Genomic DNA, 19,418 nt, shown 5'->3' on the forward strand with positions numbered 1-19,418 from the left:
CCTGTAAGTAAATTACAGGTATTTTAATTCGATTACTGGTTAACTCTTGATAAGTATTCACTTGTTCTAGTGTCTATCTTTACCTTATCTCCAACGTTAATAAATAATGGTACCTGTATTACTGCACCTGTTTCAACAGTTGCTGCCTTAGTAACATTACTTGCTGTATCTCCCTTGATACCTGGCTCTGTGTCAACTATTTCTAGCTCAACAAAGTTTGGACCTTCTACCTGGAATGGTGATCCCTGATAGAATCTTATAGTTGCTACTTCATTTTCCTTTAAGAACTTAATCGCATCTTCAACCTGCTCATAGTTAAGAGGTATCTGATCATATGTTTCTTCATCCATGAAGTAATATAATTCTCCATCATTGTATAGATACTGCATCTGCTTTGTTTCTATGTTTGCTTTAGGGAATTTATCACTAGGGTTGAAGGCTTCTTCTCTTATTGCACCTGTTATCAAATTCTTGTACTTAGTTCTAACAAAGGCTGCTCCCTTTCCTGGCTTAACGTGCTGGAAATCTACAACTAAGCAAGGCTGTCCGTCCTTTTCGAAAGTTACGCCCTTTCTAAAATCACTTGCTGTTACCATCTCTTACCCTCCAAAATTAATTATAAATGTTTATCCAATTAATTATACCATGTAAGTGTTGGATTGTCTAGGATTTGAGGGATTATTAATAAGGTATTCGTCTATTAAAGTTATATCTTTTATCTGAAAGATATAACTTTAAACCCATTCCATCTTTTTTGAATAAATAACTAGATTATTGTATGAATCTACTTTATAATATCGGTTCAAATCAACATATTAGCCATAGAATCTCAATTTAAAGAAAATTTCTATAAACTAGTAACTAATTTTCAAATTTACCTAGCAATTATACACAGCCTATCCTTCTGTCTTGTTATTTTGAATAATTATATATGATTTCTGACTACTGTCATACACCAATGAATCAAAACTCAAAAAGTCAGTCTTGTAGCCTATCCCTGCTCTTAACATATTAGGATTTATGTACTTATAAGCCTTACAAGCATTTTTTATCCTTGTATAGTCTTCCTCATTATTTACGCTATATACATTTAATATATTTTTACTGGCATCTACATACTTTACCAAAAATGGTTTAAGATAAAACCTCAAATCTCCTATCTTATCTTCTTTCCAAAGTTCATATAGGGTCTGCCCATTTGCTCTATGCATAAAATGATCATCGTATTTATATGAGTGAGTTATATGTGTAACGCTTTTGTATTTCTTTTCCATCTCCAAGGCAAATTTTCTTTCAAGTTTGAAGTCAGTTCTCCAATCGCCTCTTTCCTTGTATATAAAAATATATTTTTTTTGGTATTCCCAGATGACGACATGATTCCATAAATTCTCTATTTCTATATTCCGCCTTCTGTCTCTGAGTCATGTTTTTAAACTCATTCTTTTTAAATATCTTGTGACCAGTTCCAGATGACACTAGGGCTACAAAAATATGGTCTGCCCCTCTAGATCTTATCGCATACCTTATTGCACTTCCTGCCCATAGGACTTCGTCATCTTGATGTTGAGGATAAAAAATAACATAGTCCTTATAAGGCATATTATTGTCGTTAGTAGCAGTTGGATCAGGTTTCATATTTATATTGTCTACGGTCATTCCCTTGGGTGGTCTTTTTATAATCACAGGCTTCAGCCTACTCGGAGCCTTGCCTATATCACCAAGTGTATAATATGGCTCCTTTTTATTTTTGGCATCTATCCTTTCCTTTTTTGTGTTAGCCTTAAATGTCGTTTCATTTATATCCCTGGCATCCTTTTTTTCGTTAATAACTATTCCATCGTCAATAGATTTATCTGAGAGGGCATGTTCTATTTCATCATATGGCTTATCTCTATCTATTGAACCATCAAAACAATCAAATTTTATCAAGAAAATCTGGCAAAAAAATATCAATGCAGAAAACACAAGTATCTTCTTCTTAATGTAATTATTTTTTTTCATCTTTACATCCTCATTCGTTAAATATAAAAATCCTCAATCTAAATTTAACATCAAAACCTGTTTTTTAGCTTTAATTTTTCATTTTATAATATGTGTTGAAAAAAATTCTAAATCAATATATAGAATTGTATTTTTATTAAATTTTTTATGAATATATATAATATTTTAGTAGACAAAATTAATTTTAAATGATAATATATATTTGAAAATAATTTTTATTTCTATAAGGGTGGGGATTTATTATGAAAAAAAGTAACTTAATACTAGCGGTGGTTCTATCTTGAAAAAGAATCAAATAGAAAATGGTGTAAGTTTGATGCTAATGGGTATTTGTGGAAAAGAGCAGACAGAAAGGAATAAACGTAAGTATTTATTTTGCATAAGGAGATTACAATGATTAATTTAATTAAAAAAATTGATAGTATTTTAAAGAAAAATAATATAGGAAAATCACTTCTCTTGCTAATACTATTCTTTGTTTCAATATATTTTTGCATAAGATATATAAGCGCAACTTCTTTTTTATATTTAGTACTTCTGGTAGTTATTCTCCTATTAAGTTCTATCATCATACTATTCACACCAAAACTAGTGAAATATACAATGCTTATCGTATATAATTTGTATGTGATAGCATTTATAGTAAACTTTATTATAACAGGAAAGTATTTTAATAATAGTCTATTCAGCTTGTACAGCTTGAGAAATAATAATACAACTAATATTATTTTCACTATTTTTCTGATACTTTTATTACTTTTGTGGCCTGCCATAATATACGAATTTAAAATTAAATTCATACAATATAAACAGGACTAAATTATAAATAGGCTCATCCGTCAAGTATGTCAAAAGAAGCTGACTCATAATTCTTAGAAAATACAAAAAATGCTAAATTCAACAAAGTAAAACATTGAAATTTAGCATTTTTAATTTTTGTAAAAACTTACTTTTGGGTCATCCCCATTACCCTTATTTTTTATATTTTTTCTTTACCTCTAAAGCTAAAAACCAAAATACTCACAATAATTACCAATCCACCCACTATAGTAGATATATCTGGCACTTCACCCATCATAAGAGCCGCCAAAATGCTGGCAACAAAGGGTGTCGTAAAACTGTAATTAGCAACCTCACTAGTATAGGTGGCATATGACATTGCCAAGCTCCATAAAAAATATGCTATTCCACTACAGACAGCCCCCAAGACAAGTAGAGTGATTATCTCTTTAGGCTGGGCTATTGAAAGCTCTCTAAATCCTCTCACTGAGAATGGACTAAGTATAAGCGCCGATGCAACCATGGAATAAGTAACTATCTCTATAGCCTTATAACCCTGTGATGCAAATCTCCTATTTAGAAGGTTGTAGATACAGAATAAAACTGCTGCACAAAATACCCACAACATTCCAAAGTTAAATGATAATATACCATTCCAAAGCATCATAATAAGTACCCCACCAAAGGCTGCAGCCATTGAAATCCAACCGACAATATTAATCCTCTCTCTATATATGTGGTGGGCGCCAATGGCTGTCATAACTGGCGTAAGTGCTATTATAATGCTACCTGTAGCTGATGTCACAGTCTGCATACCCAAATTGAAGAAAAATAAATATATACCAAATCCACAAGCACCAGACAATAAGAACCATACTAAATCTTCCTTCTTAGGTGGTCTTATTCCAGTAGCTTTACCAATTATAAGGAGTACGCATGATGCTATCGTAACCCTTAAAAATGCTAATGAAAACGGGTTATAGTGTTTCATTGCTATCTTACTAGCAGGAAAGGCAAGAGCCCAAAATAATATGGTTGTCATCGCAAGTATGTGCATCTTTTTCTTATTAGTCATATTACCTCCAAACTAATCAAATATAGATGATATAGACAAAATAGGGTCTACAATTTATAGTAGCATTCTGTCTATATCATAATTTTTATCTTTATTATTCTACTCCCTAGAAGAATGACAACTGGTTCTTGTCACTCATTCCATCTAAACTTCCATGTTCAGAAAGCTTTTCAACTACAGTCTTAGATACCTTGGTCCTCTTTATCAGGTCTTCCTTGGATAGAAATGCCCCCTTTTCTCTTTCCCTAGCTATACTAAGTGCTGCATTTTCTCCCATTCCCTGTAAAGCTACCATAGGCGGAAGTATTTTTTTATCTCCATCTAACTGAAAATCTGTAGGATGAGACCTGTATATGTCAACTTTTTCCATCTCAATTCCCCTACAAAGCATTTCTACTACAACCTCTAAGATTGTATACTGGTTGTTTTCTTTTGCTGTAGATGAATTTCCTAGTTCTCTGATTCTTTCCATCTTAGCCCTGACTGCATCAAGTCCTCTTGTGACTAGGTCAACGTCAAAATCTTCTACCTTGGTTGTAAAATAAGTCGCATAGAAGGCTTCTGGGTAGTTGACCTTACAGTAGGCTATCCTAAATGAAGTCATTACATAGGCAACTGCATGGGCCTTAGGGAACATGTATTTTATCTTTTGGCAAGACCCTATATACCAGTCTGGTACATTATTGGCCTTCATTTCCTCTATAAATTCTGGTTTTAGACCCCTACCCTTTCTAACATTCTCCATTATTGTAAAGGCAAGCTTGGGTCTTAATCCCTTGAATATCAAGTAGTTCATAATATCGTCTCTTGTTGAAATAACGTCTTTTATACCTATTACGTTGGCCCTGACTAGGTCCTGGGCATTGTTTACCCAAACATCTGTACCATGTGATAGACCTGATATTCTAACAAGGGCAGCAAAGGTTGTAGGCTTGGTATCTATTAGCATCTGCCTAGTAAACTTGGTTCCAAACTCAGGTATAGCAAGGGATCCAACCGGCGTCCCTATATCTTCTTCTGTAACTCCTAGGGCCTTGGTAGATGTAAAAAGTGACATGGTCTCAGGATCATCAAGAGGTATGTCAGTTATCTTGATACCGGTCATATCTTCAAGCATCCTGATGATGGTCGGACCGTCGTGTCCTAGTATGTCTAGTTTAAGGATTCTACCACTTATGGAGTGGTAGTCAAAGTGGGTAGTCTTTACGCCACATTCCTTGTCGTTGGCTGGATATTGGACAGGTGTAAAATCATGTATATCCTTGTAGTCTGGAACTACCATTACACCACCTGGATGCTGGCCAGATGTCCTCTTGACACCCGTACATCCCTTGGATAACCAGTCCATTTCAGCTGCAGTCATATCCAAAAACTGCTCTTCAGAATACTTCTTGACATAACCATAGGCTGTCTTATCCTTTACCGTACCTATTGTACCTGCCCTAAAAGTGTAGCCTTCTCCAAATAGTTCTTCTGTATACTTATGGATTGTAGGCTGGTAGGTTCCCGAAAAGTTTAGGTCTATGTCTGGCTCCTTGTCACCCTCGAATCCTAGGAATACTTCAAAAGGTATATCATGGCCATCCTTTATCATCTGAGTACCACAATCCGGACACTTTTTAGGAGGAAGGTCAACACCTGAACCCCACTCGCCGATTGCAAAGAACTCACTATGCTTGCAGTCTGGATTAGGACACACATAGTGGGCTGGTAGGGGATTAACCTCTGTTATATCACTCATTGTCGCAGCAAATGAAGATCCTACCGATCCACGAGACCCAACTAAATAACCATCTGATAGGGACTTGGCAACTAGTTTGTTGGCTATGATATACATGACCGCATAACCATTACCAATTATGGAATTTAGCTCTCTTTCAAGTCTCTTAACAACTATGTCTGGAAGTGGCTCTCCGTATATCCTTCTAGCTTTTTCATAGCACATAGACCTTAGTTCCTTGTCTGATCCTTCAATCCTAGGTGGATAGGTTTCATCTGGTATAGGCTTTATATCTTCAAATATGTCTGCTATCAAATTTGAGTTAGTCACTACAACCTCATAGGCCTTGTCTTTGCCAAGATAAGAAAACTCCTCCAACATCTCATCAGTTGTTCTAAAGTACAATCTTTCTGATTTTGACTTTCTACCATATCCCTGAGAATACTTGATAATGGTCCTATAAATGGCGTCCTTGGCATCCAACATATGGACATCCCCAGTTGCTACAACAGGTTTGTCGTACTGTTCGCCAAGCTTTACAAGTTTTTTATTTATTTCTTTTAATTCTTCTACAGACTTTAACTCACCACTTTCAACAAGATACATATTGTTTTCTAGTGGCATTATCTCTATAAAGTCATATAATTCCAAAATCTTCTCTATCTCTTTTTCAGACTTGTGTCTTACAACAGCATTATATAGTTCTCCACTTGAGCAGGCAGAACCAACTATCAGACCCTCTCTTTTTTCTAGGAGTAGGCTCTTAAGTATCCTCGGATTTCCATAGAGGTGTTCGATATGGGAATCTGTAATCAACTGGTATAGGTGCTTTAAGCCAGTCTGATTTTGTGCATAAATAGTGGCATGGCTAGGCCTTAGCTTTTCATAATCTACCTTTCCATAGACCCTATTTACATCTGACAGTTTATTTATTCCCTTTTTCTTGAATATCTCGAGGTATTTAATAAATACCTCCGCAGTAGCCTGGGCATCATTTACAGCCCTATGGTGACCAGCTAGGACAACTCCCATCTCCTTACACACCTTATCTAGGGAAAATCTTTTTAAGTTGGTATTTATTATCCTAGCAAGTGTAAGTGTATCTACCTTCTCAAAGTTGTATTCAAGACCCAACTGCTGACACTTTTGGTATATAAAACCAGTGTCAAAGTCTGCATTGTGGGCAACCAAGACAGAATCCTTGGCAAACTCTAAAAATTCAGGCAGGGCTTCTTCAAGGCTAGGAGCATCCTTAACCATCTCATTGGTAATCCTAGTCAACTCCTGAATCTGATAGGATATATCCATCTTTGGGTTTACAAAGGTTGAAAAGCTATCCACTATTTCACAATTTTGTACCTTGACTGCACCTATCTCCGTAAGATTATCGCTATGTGGTGATAGACCTGTGGTTTCTATATCGAATACCACGAAAGTCTGGTCAAGGTCTCGGTCATTGGCATTTACGATTGTGTCTGTATCATCATCCACTAGGTATGCCTCTACCCCGTATATTATCTTGATTCCGTTTTTCTTACCAGCATTCATGGCATCAGGAAAGGCCTGGACTACACCATGGTCTGTAATGGCTATTGCCTTATGTCCCCATGATGCCGCCCTAGAAACCAATTCACCAACTGGAACCATACCATCCATGGATGACATCTGTGTATGGGCATGGAGTTCAACCCTCTTGACCTCTGCTGTATCCTCTACTCTAGGTTCCTGAGCCTTTTCTATGGCTGTTACATTGAGCTCCAAATCAAAGGTCTTGTAGTTGTTTATAAGGTCTCCTTGAACCTTGATATAGGTACCTTTTTGGGTAGCTTTGATGACATCATCCTTGTTCATATCATCTAGAAATACTTTACACATCAGGGCTCCATTCCCATCAGATACATTCATCATATAGAGTGTCTTACCGTTTCTTAGCTCTTGGTCTTCTGCCTCGATCACCCTTCCCTTGATAGCGACAGTCCTTAGGCCCTCTTCTATTTCTGATGTAAGGTATAGATTAGCTATTATAGGTCTTCCGTAGATCTGGTCTGGATTGGTTTTTTCTTCAAAATTTATCTTATAGGTCTCTTCTTTTTCATCCTTATCTTGAGATTGACTAGGACTAAAATCCATCCTAGATATAATCTTGTCCGTCTTAGCATCAATTTTTTCTAGTATAGACTCATAGTCATTTTTTTCGTTTTCATTCTTCTTGGCTAACTCAATCTCAACCCTTATATCGATTCCTGTCTGCTCTCTTATCAAACATCTTATCCTGTCAGCCAGGTTTTTGTCCTTGAATGACTCATATATAAATTCATCAGGAGCCTTGATCTTGAGCCTGTCATCTATATATATGTGTTCTATATCCTTGCCATATATGTAGACGAAGGGGGAAGCCTTTCTGACCTCGTCAAATATATTGGGCCAAAGCTTCTTGATCATGTCCTTATTGCCTTTTTTATTTAATCCAATGTACTTAAAAGAAAACTCAACAGAACTTATATATTGTTTTTTGAGTAGTTTTTCAAGTCCACTTCTCACCTTGTCTATCCTCTTTACCGGCAAGACCTCTTTTGAAAGGAGGATAAACTTGGTTATTTTAGTATCCTTGTTGTATATGCAGTTTTCAATTTCAACCTCATCTAATCCGACTAATAACTTCTCATTGGCAAAGCCTATATTTCTTAAAAAATCAACTAATCTCTCCATTTTCTCCTCCTTGAATAAATATTTTGCATACTTGGAATATAATTATTCTAGCCTAAACTCCTAAAAGTCTAATTCTATACCCCTACCCGCATCTGGTGTGTTTATAAGGACTATGTCCTTGATCAAGTCAGGGTTATCCTTTTTAAACCTGTCTATCACTTCAAACTTATCCCAACAGTGCATAGGAACTAGGTACTTGTTATTAGTCTTTTGAAGATAGTACTTTATTCCCCAATCATATCTTTCTCCCTGTCTAGGGTCGAGTACAACCATGGCTAGGTCTATATCTTCCCCTTCTAGCTTTGACATTTCCTTTTTAAACCTGTCAGTCATTATCTCATACTCTTCCTCTGTCTCATAGCCATGCCATGTCCACCAGTTCAGGTCTCCTGAGTGGTAGATTCTCTTTCCTTCAACCTCTATCAAAAAAGCCAATCCAAGGTCTGTGCTCTCATAGGTCTTAATCCTTAAATCTCCTATTTGATATTCCTTATTTGGTCCAAGAAAATCAGCCAAGGCTGCATCTGATTCTAGCTTTGGCACTATATCATCAGACAGGATAAAGCTCACGTTTTTCCTATCCCTGTACAAATCAAATACCTTATCCCTATAATGGTCAGGATGGGAATGTGTAGATAGAACATAAAGATGCTTATCTGGGTCCATCTCTGGTATATCTCCCTTAAAATAATCAAATAGCAGGTACGACTTGTCCATTTCCAACAAGAAACTGCTATGGTGTATATAATATATTTTCATATTTATCCTCCTTAGGCATATAGCTATATTATACCCCAAAATGTATAAACCTGTTAAGTAATCTATCAAAAAGACTTTTATTTATATATGTATTACTTTAAATCTACCAGCCTATCTTGTATAATTAATATATAGACCATTTTTAATGATTGTCTAGCTTTGATTATCCATAAGCTATTGGATAAATTAATAACTTAAAAGAGGTGACTGTATGGAACTATTAGTTTTAGAAAACACGGTAGGACTTAAGCTACCAGATGATATAGATATTATAGACACCAGCAATATGAAGCCATGTACTGGTTGTGCTGGTTGTTGGATAGTCAGCCCCGGCCAATGTGTCACAAAGGATAAGGCGCAAAATTATGCAAAAAACCTTATAAAATATAACACCATAACCATAATAAGCAGGTTGTCATATGGTGGCTTTTCCTACAAGATAAAACGTTTTCTAGATAGGTGTGTTGGCTATCTAGGAACCTATATGCATATAGTTGACAATGATGTCAGACATACTAAAAGGTACGACCATACCTTCAAGTTAAATGTTATATTCTACGGCCAGGCTAGTGAAGATGAAAAAGAGACTGCAAGATCCCTTGTCGATGCTGTCTGTAAAAACTACTATGTAAGTAATTCTGATGTAGAATTTGTAGCCAGCTTCAAGAATGCCTACACTCTTGTCACAGGCAAAAGAGTTGATGAAGACCTCTTAGCTTCTACTGACATAACTATACCAAAGCACCAATTGGAGGAAAAACCTAAAAATTCTATAGCCATAATAAATGCAAGTCCCAAAGGCAAAAGAGCTGCTTCAGAGTTTTACTCCAACAAGTTAATAGAAATATGCGAGAAAATATCCTGTCAAGAATTTAATATAGACAAGTTTTATTGGTCTAGTGCAAGACCTATAAACAGTGATGAGATCATGAAGTTTACAATGTATGACTCCATAATTCTATGCTTTGGTCTTTATGTAGATGGCATGCCTTCACATATAATAGAAAACCTTCAAAGAATAGACTACTACCTGTACGAATATATGAGAAACCACACTCTAGGTGAAATAGGTAAAAATATCAAAAATACTAGGCTATATGTTGTTTCAAATAGCGGCCTTCTACACGGTAACCAATCAAAGCACGCCATAGAGAGCCTTGAGTACTTCTCTAATAAGGTTGGTTTCAAATGGGGTCAAGGAATAGGAATAGGAGCAGGTCCCCTATACACAAACCCTCATATGGATATGTTTGCTATAGATGAGGCAAGACACGTATACGCAGCCCTTGTAGAATTCTGTAACAATATCCTATCCCCTGATGACAATAAGGAAATCAAAAACCTATACACTATGGGTCATATGGATGTTGCTGACTACATGAATCTTCTCAACTCAATTTGGGAAAAGGGCCTGAAAAAGCACCAAAAGATATAAGATCTATATAAAATGAATATAATAAGTATAAAAAATGGAGGTTAGATTCTCGCTTATATAAGCAGGCATCTTACCTCCATTTGACAAGAAATACATCTATAAATTATTGCTTAGGCCTGTATTTCTTTTACATATATTTACATATGTGTATTTATATTTTTCCAAGAATAGTTTTATCTATACTACTTAACAAAATCATTCTTCTTTAGTGACTCTATAGCCTTGTCAAGTTTCTCAGGTGAAACCATAACTATCGGTCCTGTACAACCCATACCACTTTCAGCATAGATGCCATCCTTCCAAAGGGCCTTTACAGCATCTTCTAGGTCTAGGATATCAACTCCAGCTATACCTTCAGTTACAACTTCCTTTGGTGGAGCTGCGACTTCTTCAGATTCAGTCTTTGGAGCCTTCTTAGACTTTAGATCAGCTAGTTCCTTGTCAAGACCGCACTTAAGTGCTTTCTTATATTCTTCTCTAGCCATAACATTTACCTGACCCTTTACTATGTCATAAGCATACCTTAGGGCATTGGCAACGACTGGGCTACCACTTGCACGAGATAGGATTAGGACACGTCTATCATAGTCTTCACCTATACCAGGTCCATAACCGAATCCCTGGGCCTCAAAGTCTCCACCTGTATTGAATGATGAGAATACCTTCATCAATAAGTTACCTGTTAGAGTATCAGTTACCATTACATCTGGAACACCTATTAATAGGTCGTTACCCCTCATTACAGATCCACCATCAGCTCTCATAGACTCAGCAAAGTCAAAATCATATCCCTGGTCTTTGATGCTTAATAGGACTTTTTCAACCTGTCTAGCACCATCTAGGTTTAATATACCTACACTTGGTCTTTCTATACCACAAGCCTTGGCTGTAGATATACCATATATTGCATTTCTTACCATAGCTTCTACCCTATCAGTAGCTGATGTACCTGTTGTAGTTGCTATAAACATTTCCTTAGCTCTTGCAGGAGTCACTACCCTACCTACTGTAGATACGCCTATTGGGAAATTGTAGTGCATAGTAACACAAGCATCTATTTCACCAGCGTCAAGTAGTTCTTCCATTTTTTTGTACATTTCGTCTTCAGTTTCTACTTCATAAGAAGTAAATCCTTCAGCCCCCTTACCTATAAGAACTATCTCAAACATACCCTTGTCTGCTAGTCTAGCTCCATTAATTAGGTTCTCAGGTCCATGTTCACTACCAAGAGTTGTAAGACCTACTCTTATTTTCTTTCCAAAATTACCACTTTCGATTGCATCAGCAACTTCTAGTAGTACGTCAGATATTATTTTATTAGACATATTTCTACCCCCTACTCTTCTATCATATTTAGGGCTATATTTCTCATAGATTCTGCAATTATCTTTCTTATTTCATCCTTAGAGATTGAAGAAGCTTCTTCTACCACTCCTGGGTTTCTTTCAGCAACAAATGATACACCATCGAATAGGTTTGTCATTCTTCCTAGGAATAGACTTCCCTTACCAACGATCATAGCTCTATTCTTGTCTCCACCTGTTAGGTCATCAATTAAAAAACCTATGTATGGTACTCCTGATGGTATATGCCCCTGAGTTGGAGCCCATCCTGGTAGACCATGACCAGCTATAAAGCTCTTTAATTCCTTCTTTTCTATTTCACCTCTAGTAGCAGCTAGGGCACCTATCATCTTATAGTTGGCTTCTGGTACATTACCTGCACCTGCTGGCTTAGTGATGTCTGGGTTCTGCATTTCTACTGAATATACGTCAACATCTGGTATCTTAAGTCCTAGTCTATCTAGTCCCTGAGTTATTAGGGCTGTCATAACTGCCTGAGGAGCTGAACCAGTACCAACTGTATGCTTACCAACAGAATCAGTTCTTATGATTGGGTGTACTCCATCATTTTCTGATATTAGTATTGCAAATCCACCTACAACGTCTTCTAGAATTGGAAGACCCTTCTTAACATGGTCTTTTGCATTCATTCCTAGTTTTGCAGATGCTCCACCAGCAACAACCATAACGTTCTTGTGGATACCAGACTTAACTAGAGCTGCTGCATTGATTAGGGCATGAGTTGGTCCAGCACAGAAACCTCTTGTGTCAGATCCACTAGCATGAGTCATACCAGCCATTTCAGCTATAGACTTGGCAAAGTTTCCTCCACCTCTCTGGTTCATATCACCACAAGCCTCTTCTGAACACTCGATTACATAGTCTATCTCGTCCTTGCTTATGCCTGAACTCCTAAGTAATTCAAGAGCTGATACAACACCTGATGCCTTAACAACTAGGTTTTCAAACATAGTGTGAGCATTTAAGTTTACATCTACATCATGGGCTCTCTTAACATAACCAACTAACTTGTCTTCGTGGTATAGACCCTGTGCAGTGTGTGATGCACATAATTCTTCTGCATCTGATATATCTGATCCCTTTAATAGACCAAAGAATGGCTCTAGTTCTGGGTAGTTTTCTTCTATAGTTGGTCTTACATTAGACACAAATTCTTCTGATAACTTAACTAGCTCAAATGCATCTGATATCTGCATTAATGCTATGAATTCATCCTGAGGTACTATCTGACCAAATTTACCTCTTCTCTCACCCTTGTGCTCTACTTCACACCAAGGAAGCTTTAAGTCTGCTAGGGCTTCTGGTCTTTCATTTCCAATATAAACCTGGTTTGGAAGATAGTTAACTACTTCTTCGTAGCTTCTTATCTTACTTCCAACTTCTTTTAAGAATTCTGAATCAGGATTTATTTCCTGTTCAACTGTACAAGTTGTACCGTTTTTGATTATCATGTCAGGAGTGTGTACTAAAACGTATCCTGCACCTCTAAATACTGGGTATGACATAATTTACCTCCATTAAATAATAAATTTATATTACTTACTAGCAAACTGATACACTGTATTTGCCACTACAATATACAATCGCCTTTTTATATAATCTAGCCATATAGGACTAGATGTTGATAGATATATGGAATTTATACAACACCAAATATATATTTTTCCAATATACAATATATACCAATATTGGTACACCAAAAAGGTGTACCAATATTTTAGTTACTATAGTGATATCTTTATAAAACTATAGTCTAGTTAGCTTGAATAACTATAGTCCAATTAGTCTTCAAAAACAGTCTGTCCATCAACTTCAACAGTCAATGCCTTTAGAGCCCTTTCAACTAACTTTCTTCTTAGTACCTTTTCTTCAGCAGCATCTAGTGCTGGGTTTCCAAGAGGGTGAGGTATAGCTATAGTTGGAACTATTCTGTTCGCACCAACTGTTAGGGAAATAGGAACAACTGTACACATGTGAACTACAGGTAGACCAGCTCTCTCTATTTCTTTTACCATCGTTGCACCGCAACGAGTACAAGTGCCTCACGTAGAAGTCATGATAACTGCATCCACACCATCAGCTATCATCTTCTGTGCATACTCAGCTGCAAATGCCTTTGCAGAAGCAACAGCAGTACCATTACCAACAGTTGTATAGAACTTGTCATGTAATGATCCTATAACGCCTTCTTTTTCTAAATCTCTTAATACGTCAACAGGAAGAACTCTGTCAGAGTCAGCATTAGCATATGATGGGTCATATCCACCGTGTGCTGTTTCCCATTTATCTTCTGTAAGATCTTCAACTCCTGCTATAGAATATTCACCATACTTTGTAGCATTTGAAGATTCTATTCTATCAGGGTTAGTCTTTGGAACTATACCACCTGATGTACAAAGAGCTATCTTACACTTAGATAGGTCCTTAACTGCTGGGTTTGGATCAACTCTATCGAAGTTTGGCATTGGATATTCTGTTACAAATTCTTCGCCGTTTATCTTCTTGATAAGCATATCAACTGCTCTCTTTGATCCTCTTTCCTCTGCAAAGAAGTTAACTCTTACACCCTTTTCGATATAGCCTTCTTCAGCTGGAGAACCAATTTCTTCACCCTTAGCTAGTTTAGCAGCAAGCTTAGCCATCTTTGGAAGAGCCTTTCTCATACCTGCAGCAGAGTTAGCTGTTTCAACTATGTATAATTCCTTCTTATACATATCAGCACCTGGGTTTTCTATGTACATACCTGTTAGGCATGGTATTTCTAAAGCATTCTTAACTACGCTAGTGATTGTACCACAAGCAACACCGTATCTACCAGCGTTGAATGCAGGGCCAGCTATAAATAACTGTGGGTCAAATCCTTTTACCATAGCCAATACTTCTTCGCTTGCTTCATCTATGTTTTCATTGAAGTAACCATCACCACAAACTACTGTACCAACTACTTCAAACTCTTCTCCTAGCTTTGCATTTAACTGCACACTCACTGGAGGAAGTTCTTCTAGTACTTTTGGTTCAACGTCTGCTTTTTCTTCTCCACCTATACCGGCAAAGAACTGGTTCACATAATGAACTACTCTAATCTTTGACATTATTATACCTCCTGGATTCTTATAAGTATTTACAGAATTCGTCTCTTATTTCAGCCATTTCTTCAGATATTTCATCACAGTCAAGTACCATTTCCATCATACCTACCTGTTCTTCGTAAACAGCTTCATCAAACTGTTCTTTCATTTCTTCTTCAACAACATGGAATACGCTTAGTCCTAATTCTACTCCTGCAAGAGGTCCAGCGAATGTAGGGTCACCTGCTGTTACTGTTTCAGCTGCAAGACCTGCAGCTTCGGCTTCTGCGGCACCTAGTAAAACCACAACATTTTCAGCTCCGAACTTGTCGGCAGCATCCTTTACTCTGTTCTGGTTTTCAAGGTCCATAGCCCCAGCAGCTGTTCAGACGAAGCATTCTGTAGATGAAAATACTACTTCAGCGCCGTCAACAGTTTTAACACATTCTTCGATAGCAGGACCAGGTATACCGTCTCTGTCACCGATTATTATAACTTTTTTATTATTTAAAGTTGTCATAACGATTATCTCCTTCTTTTATTTTTGTTTTGTCTTTGTCTTCTTATTTTTTGTCTTTTTGTATTTGTCTCTTGTACTAATATCTTTTGTATTTGTATTTGTCTTTGTCTTTGTCTTCTTATTTTTGTCTTTTTATTTGTCTTTACTGCTAATATCTTTTGTATTTGTTTTTAACTAATATCTTTGTATATTTCTTCTCTACTAATATCTTACTAATTTTGTCTTTTTACAAAAATAATTTTATCTTTGTACTTACTACTAATATCTCTATTTTTTCACAACTAATATACTTTTACTAATATCTAAAAATTAAGTCTTACTTAGAATGTCTTTGCTGTTAGGAATCCGAATCCTGTTTCATTTGTAGCACCAGTGATTGCCTGGATTTCTATTTCTATTGATCCATCTTCTCTTAGAGAATGTTCGTTACCACCAGCTATTATGTTTACAAATTCAACATGTCCTATAACTCTATCAAGCTTTGGAAGAACTACATACTGGTTAGCGTTACCACCTGTTACAACTGCGTCTGCCTTAGCATCTGCATCTGCTAGTGACTGAGATGCACCATCTCTACCAGCGTACTCATCTGTTACTATAACAGTCTTAACACCTACAGTTTCTATCTTCTTGCAGTTCATTATAAGGTCTGTATCTGGGTTACCAAATCCTTCCTGAGATACTATTACAGCATCTAGTCCTAGGTACTTACAAAGCTTAGATGTCCAGTTAGAAGATCTTTCCTTATCAGCTAGGTATACATTTTCGTTTGTTATAATAACACCTAAGAAGTTGATTGATTTTCCGTGCTGTGCATATAATTCTTCGATTACACCATTGTTTAAGTGTACATATGTTGGGTTCTTGTCACAAGCAGATACACAGTTTCCTGATACTATAGCTCCGTCCATTACTTCTGTTGGATATAATAATGTTGGAACTATCTGCTTAGCATCTACACCATATACATATGTATCATGTAGTAATCCCTGAGTCTGTAGCATGTATACATATCCTACCTTTGGTAGTTCTGGATACTGAGCTATCTGCTCTAATAGAGGCTTTGTTTCAAATGTCTGAACTTCTTCTGCTTGCATATCTCTTGCAAGCTCACCAAGATATCTAGCTGCCTTAAATCCTAAGAATCTAAGTGATTTTTCATGGTCATGCTGCTTTACACCTTCAGCTGGTTCAGCTATTAAAACTAGGTTTACAGTCTTTGAGAATGGAGTATATTCAGCTCCAAGACCAGTCATGTCTATTATACCTTCCTGGAAACCAACTACCTTACCAGTTGTTACAACAGCCATACCCTTTAATACATGAGTCCTACCTTCACCAACAGTATCAACTTTTGATAATACTCCTGGGAATATTCCGCCGTTACCTTCTACCTTTACTCTTGGTTCGATAACATCCTTTACAGGCGTGATTCTAACACTTTCGCCTGGTCTTGCGATATCTAGGTCAACTGAAGCGATATGCTCATCATCCCAAATTGTGTTTATCATTTCTTCCTTGTTTACAAATAAAACACCATTTTCTATCTTCGTAACATCTCCAAACTGGATGTCTTTTATGAAGATTTTGCCTATTTCAAGACGCATAGGTTACCTCCTATTAAAATTATATTTATTAAATTAACCAATTATACACTTGAATACTTTGGTATATCACATTTTAAATACTAAATATTGTATATTGTATTTCATGCATTCTATACTATATATTCAACATTATATAATTGATAAATTTCAACTTATTCAGCCTAGCCAGCCCCTAGCAGGACTGGTTAAACTGAACTTTAAATCGTATTTGCCTAAACGATTATATTAATAAAACTTCTTGATCATAGCTTCTATCTTAGCTATTTCTGCATCATCCTTAGTTATTTCATCTACCTTTTCTCCACCCTTATAGATAGTCATTGTTGGTAGTCCAAGAACCTTCTGCTTGATAGCAAGTCTTCTTGCCTTTGTTATATCCATTGAACAGAACTTAATCTTATCTCCATACTGTTCAGCTAACTTATGTACATCTGGCATTAAAGCCTTACATGGTTCACATCCCTGAGACCAGAAATCAACGAACACATAACCTTCACCTTCTAATACTTCAGAATCGAAATTGTCTTTAGTTAATTCTATCATCTTAATACCTCCTGATATGATTTTGACTAGAATACCTAGTCTTATATATAAGTGTGAATTCTTTGTAAAGGCATAGTGAATACCTTTTTTCTTCACAAATATAGTCTTGGTTTTTAAACAAATTTTAATCTTATCTATACTCTTTTTATTCTATCTGTGTATTTCATATATTTTAGTTAAACTTGTATACTATTCAAACTTGCTTGCTATATATCTTTCTGCCATTACTGCAGCTGTAGCACCATCGCTTGTTGCTGTTACAACCTGTCTAACAGGCTTTTGTCTACAGTCACCAGCTACAAATACACCTGGGATATTTGTAGTTGTATCATCAGTTGCTACAAAGTATCCAGCATCGTCACATTCAATTACGTCTCTAAACATTTCTGTCTGAGGAACATATCCTATAAATACAAAGCATCCAAATGTACCATCTTCTTCATCAGCAAAGTACTCTGTAATTTCACCAGTTATCTTGTTCTTGAATACTATAGATTCTAGTATTCCGTCACCCTTTACTTCTTCAACAACTGTGTCTAGTAAGAAATCGATCTTAGGATTGCTTCTAGCCTTGTCTATAGCAGTTGGAGCACATCTGAATCCCTGTCTTCTATGAACGATTGTAACCTTTCTAGCAAACTTTGTAAGGTACATAGCCTCTTCTATAGCACTGTCTCCACCACCGATTACGAATACTTCAAAGTCTTCAAAGAAGTCAGCATCACAAGTAGCACAGTAAGAAACACCCTTACCTGTAAGTTCTGCTTCACCTGGACAACCCATCTTTCTTGGATTAGCTCCTGTTGCTATTACAACAGCCTTAGCCTTGTATTCAACATCAGCAGTCTTAACTATCTTTATATCTCCTGAAAAATCGAAGCTCTGTACATCTCCTCTTGCTATTTCACAACCAAATGCCTTTGCCTGCTCCACCATTCTTGCAGTTAGAGAAGGTCCTGTAGCATTCTCTACTGATCCTGGATAGTTGTCTACCTGGTGGGTTATTACTATCTGGCCACCATTTTTCTGCTTTTCAAGAATAAGAGTTTTTAATTTACCTCTTGCTCCATATAATCCAGCTGATAATCCTGCAGGACCACCACCAATGATCAATAAATCATATACATTTTCCATGCTTTTACCTCCGTATTTTTATATATTGTATACTTACACTTAATAAACATAAATTGCCAGTTTGATATACATCAAGAATTACTAGTCTGAAATATATCAGGAATTACCAGTCTGGCATATATCAAGCAATAATTACCACTAGAAAATCCTATTGGAATATCCTGTCGATCGTCTTTTTAATCAAGTCAAAGTCAATAACCCTAAAGTCGTCTTTTACACTCTCAGTCCAATTAGGAGTCATCTTATTTTTCTTGAACTTTTCAGCAGTGACTATAGCCTCTTCAATCAGTAGCAAAGACTGGATATCAAATTCTTCTGCTTCTTCTAGAACCACACTCCTATAGAGCGTTTCGTTTGGTTTGACACTACCATATAGGGGGTGAGTCAAAAGCTTATAACCCTTGTGGATTAGGTCTCTTGCCTTCTCAAGTATCTCAATATATGTTATATCTTGATATTCAAGATTCAACTTATTGGAATTGAGTTCATTTTCAATCTGTTTAAATTTTTCGTTATTTGTCAGTAGTAACATACGTCTCCCCCTGATCTTTTGTTCAATAAACTAATATTATTTCAGTTGTAAACTCTATTGCTAAATTAAGGTCGAATATGATACCACAATTAATTTGGTTATTTATTTAACCTTTATGAATATAATTGTCTGTTATTTCTTTTTATTCATAATCTTCTAATTACTTATTAT

At 36.3% G+C, this 19,418-nt stretch carries 15 protein-coding genes; 1 reads left to right on the forward strand and 14 read right to left on the reverse strand.

What is annotated here, in order from left to right; translation table 11 throughout:
- Positions 1-32: 32 nt before the first annotated feature.
- The 6 genes from efp to HMPREF0631_RS09120 form a co-directional block, all read right to left on the reverse strand.
- Positions 33-596 (reverse strand): elongation factor P, encoded by a 564-nt coding sequence (gene efp, locus HMPREF0631_RS09095; protein WP_002844644.1) that lies wholly within the window; start codon positions 594-596, stop codon positions 33-35.
- Positions 597-896: 300 nt separating this feature from the next.
- Positions 897-1,211: a hypothetical protein gene (locus HMPREF0631_RS10265; RefSeq protein ID WP_002844638.1), complete on the reverse strand. Its 315-nt coding sequence runs from the start codon at positions 1,209-1,211 to the stop codon at positions 897-899.
- 94 nt (positions 1,212-1,305) lie between these two features.
- Positions 1,306-2,001, reverse strand: a complete 696-nt coding sequence (locus tag HMPREF0631_RS10270; protein ID WP_002844643.1) for a PIG-L family deacetylase — start codon at positions 1,999-2,001, stop codon at positions 1,306-1,308.
- Positions 2,002-2,980: 979 nt separating this feature from the next.
- Positions 2,981-3,856 carry a DMT family transporter gene (locus HMPREF0631_RS09110; RefSeq protein WP_002844654.1) on the reverse strand — a complete coding sequence of 292 codons (876 nt, stop codon included), beginning with the start codon at positions 3,854-3,856 and terminating at the stop codon, positions 2,981-2,983.
- Positions 3,857-3,962: 106 nt separating this feature from the next.
- A complete protein-coding gene (locus HMPREF0631_RS09115) occupies positions 3,963-8,285 on the reverse strand; it encodes a PolC-type DNA polymerase III (protein WP_002844653.1) in 4,323 nt (1,440 codons plus the stop codon).
- Positions 8,286-8,345: 60 nt separating this feature from the next.
- A complete protein-coding gene (locus tag HMPREF0631_RS09120; RefSeq protein WP_002844658.1) occupies positions 8,346-9,044 on the reverse strand; it encodes an MBL fold metallo-hydrolase in 699 nt (232 codons plus the stop codon).
- Positions 9,045-9,255: 211 nt separating this feature from the next.
- Between HMPREF0631_RS09120 and HMPREF0631_RS09125 the strand changes: the two genes are divergently transcribed.
- Entirely contained in the window at positions 9,256-10,479 is a 1,224-nt protein-coding gene (locus tag HMPREF0631_RS09125) for a hypothetical protein (RefSeq protein WP_002844640.1), read from the forward strand.
- Positions 10,480-10,661: 182 nt separating this feature from the next.
- Here HMPREF0631_RS09125 and grdD read toward each other — a convergent pair whose 3' ends face one another.
- The 8 genes from grdD to HMPREF0631_RS09175 form a co-directional block, all read right to left on the reverse strand.
- The gene (gene grdD / locus HMPREF0631_RS09130) at positions 10,662-11,804 is read right to left on the reverse strand and encodes a glycine/sarcosine/betaine reductase complex component C subunit alpha (RefSeq protein WP_002844647.1); all 1,143 of its coding nucleotides are present in this window, start codon (positions 11,802-11,804) and stop codon (positions 10,662-10,664) included.
- An 11-nt stretch (positions 11,805-11,815) separates the two neighbouring features.
- Complete coding sequence (gene grdC / locus HMPREF0631_RS09135) at positions 11,816-13,348, reverse strand: glycine/sarcosine/betaine reductase complex component C subunit beta (protein WP_002844642.1); 1,533 nt, start codon at positions 13,346-13,348, stop codon at positions 11,816-11,818.
- A gap of 276 nt (positions 13,349-13,624) precedes the next feature.
- Positions 13,625-14,935 (reverse strand): glycine reductase complex selenoprotein B, encoded by a 1,311-nt coding sequence (gene grdB, locus HMPREF0631_RS09145; protein ID WP_080547814.1) that lies wholly within the window; start codon positions 14,933-14,935, stop codon positions 13,625-13,627.
- A 19-nt stretch (positions 14,936-14,954) separates the two neighbouring features.
- Positions 14,955-15,431: a glycine/sarcosine/betaine reductase complex selenoprotein A gene (gene grdA / locus HMPREF0631_RS09150; RefSeq protein ID WP_080547815.1), complete on the reverse strand. Its 477-nt coding sequence runs from the start codon at positions 15,429-15,431 to the stop codon at positions 14,955-14,957.
- 320 nt (positions 15,432-15,751) lie between these two features.
- On the reverse strand, positions 15,752-17,038 hold the full coding sequence (locus HMPREF0631_RS09160; protein ID WP_002844641.1) for a glycine/sarcosine/betaine reductase component B subunit: 1,287 nt from the start codon (positions 17,036-17,038) through the stop codon (positions 15,752-15,754).
- A 225-nt stretch (positions 17,039-17,263) separates the two neighbouring features.
- Positions 17,264-17,581 carry a thioredoxin TrxA gene (gene trxA, locus HMPREF0631_RS09165; RefSeq protein WP_002844646.1) on the reverse strand — a complete coding sequence of 106 codons (318 nt, stop codon included), beginning with the start codon at positions 17,579-17,581 and terminating at the stop codon, positions 17,264-17,266.
- 189 nt (positions 17,582-17,770) lie between these two features.
- The gene (gene trxB / locus HMPREF0631_RS09170) at positions 17,771-18,715 is read right to left on the reverse strand and encodes a thioredoxin-disulfide reductase (protein ID WP_002844639.1); all 945 of its coding nucleotides are present in this window, start codon (positions 18,713-18,715) and stop codon (positions 17,771-17,773) included.
- Positions 18,716-18,863: 148 nt separating this feature from the next.
- The gene (locus HMPREF0631_RS09175; protein ID WP_002844649.1) at positions 18,864-19,247 is read right to left on the reverse strand and encodes a GrdX family protein; all 384 of its coding nucleotides are present in this window, start codon (positions 19,245-19,247) and stop codon (positions 18,864-18,866) included.
- Positions 19,248-19,418 lie beyond the last annotated feature (171 nt).

The organism is Peptostreptococcus anaerobius 653-L (assembly GCF_000178095.1).
Classification (GTDB): Bacteria; Bacillota; Clostridia; order Peptostreptococcales; family Peptostreptococcaceae; genus Peptostreptococcus; species Peptostreptococcus anaerobius.

Bases quoted from the DNA above. Each gene is read 5' to 3' on its own strand.
- efp (WP_002844644.1), bottom strand. From the start codon at position 596: ATGGTAACAGCAAGTGATTTTAGAAAGGGCGTAACTTTCGAAAAGGAC.
- HMPREF0631_RS10265 (WP_002844638.1), bottom strand. From the start codon at position 1,211: ATGCATAGAGCAAATGGGCAGACCCTATATGAACTTTGGAAAGAAGAT.
- HMPREF0631_RS10270 (WP_002844643.1), bottom strand. From the start codon at position 2,001: ATGAAAAAAAATAATTACATTAAGAAGAAGATACTTGTGTTTTCTGCA.
- HMPREF0631_RS09110 (WP_002844654.1), bottom strand. From the start codon at position 3,856: ATGACTAATAAGAAAAAGATGCACATACTTGCGATGACAACCATATTA.
- HMPREF0631_RS09115 (WP_002844653.1), bottom strand. From the start codon at position 8,285: ATGGAGAGATTAGTTGATTTTTTAAGAAATATAGGCTTTGCCAATGAG.
- HMPREF0631_RS09120 (WP_002844658.1), bottom strand. From the start codon at position 9,044: ATGAAAATATATTATATACACCATAGCAGTTTCTTGTTGGAAATGGAC.
- HMPREF0631_RS09125 (WP_002844640.1), top strand. From the start codon at position 9,256: ATGGAACTATTAGTTTTAGAAAACACGGTAGGACTTAAGCTACCAGAT.
- grdD (WP_002844647.1), bottom strand. From the start codon at position 11,804: ATGTCTAATAAAATAATATCTGACGTACTACTAGAAGTTGCTGATGCA.
- grdC (WP_002844642.1), bottom strand. From the start codon at position 13,348: ATGTCATACCCAGTATTTAGAGGTGCAGGATACGTTTTAGTACACACT.
- HMPREF0631_RS09160 (WP_002844641.1), bottom strand. From the start codon at position 17,038: ATGCGTCTTGAAATAGGCAAAATCTTCATAAAAGACATCCAGTTTGGA.
- trxA (WP_002844646.1), bottom strand. From the start codon at position 17,581: ATGATAGAATTAACTAAAGACAATTTCGATTCTGAAGTATTAGAAGGT.
- trxB (WP_002844639.1), bottom strand. From the start codon at position 18,715: ATGGAAAATGTATATGATTTATTGATCATTGGTGGTGGTCCTGCAGGA.
- HMPREF0631_RS09175 (WP_002844649.1), bottom strand. From the start codon at position 19,247: ATGTTACTACTGACAAATAACGAAAAATTTAAACAGATTGAAAATGAA.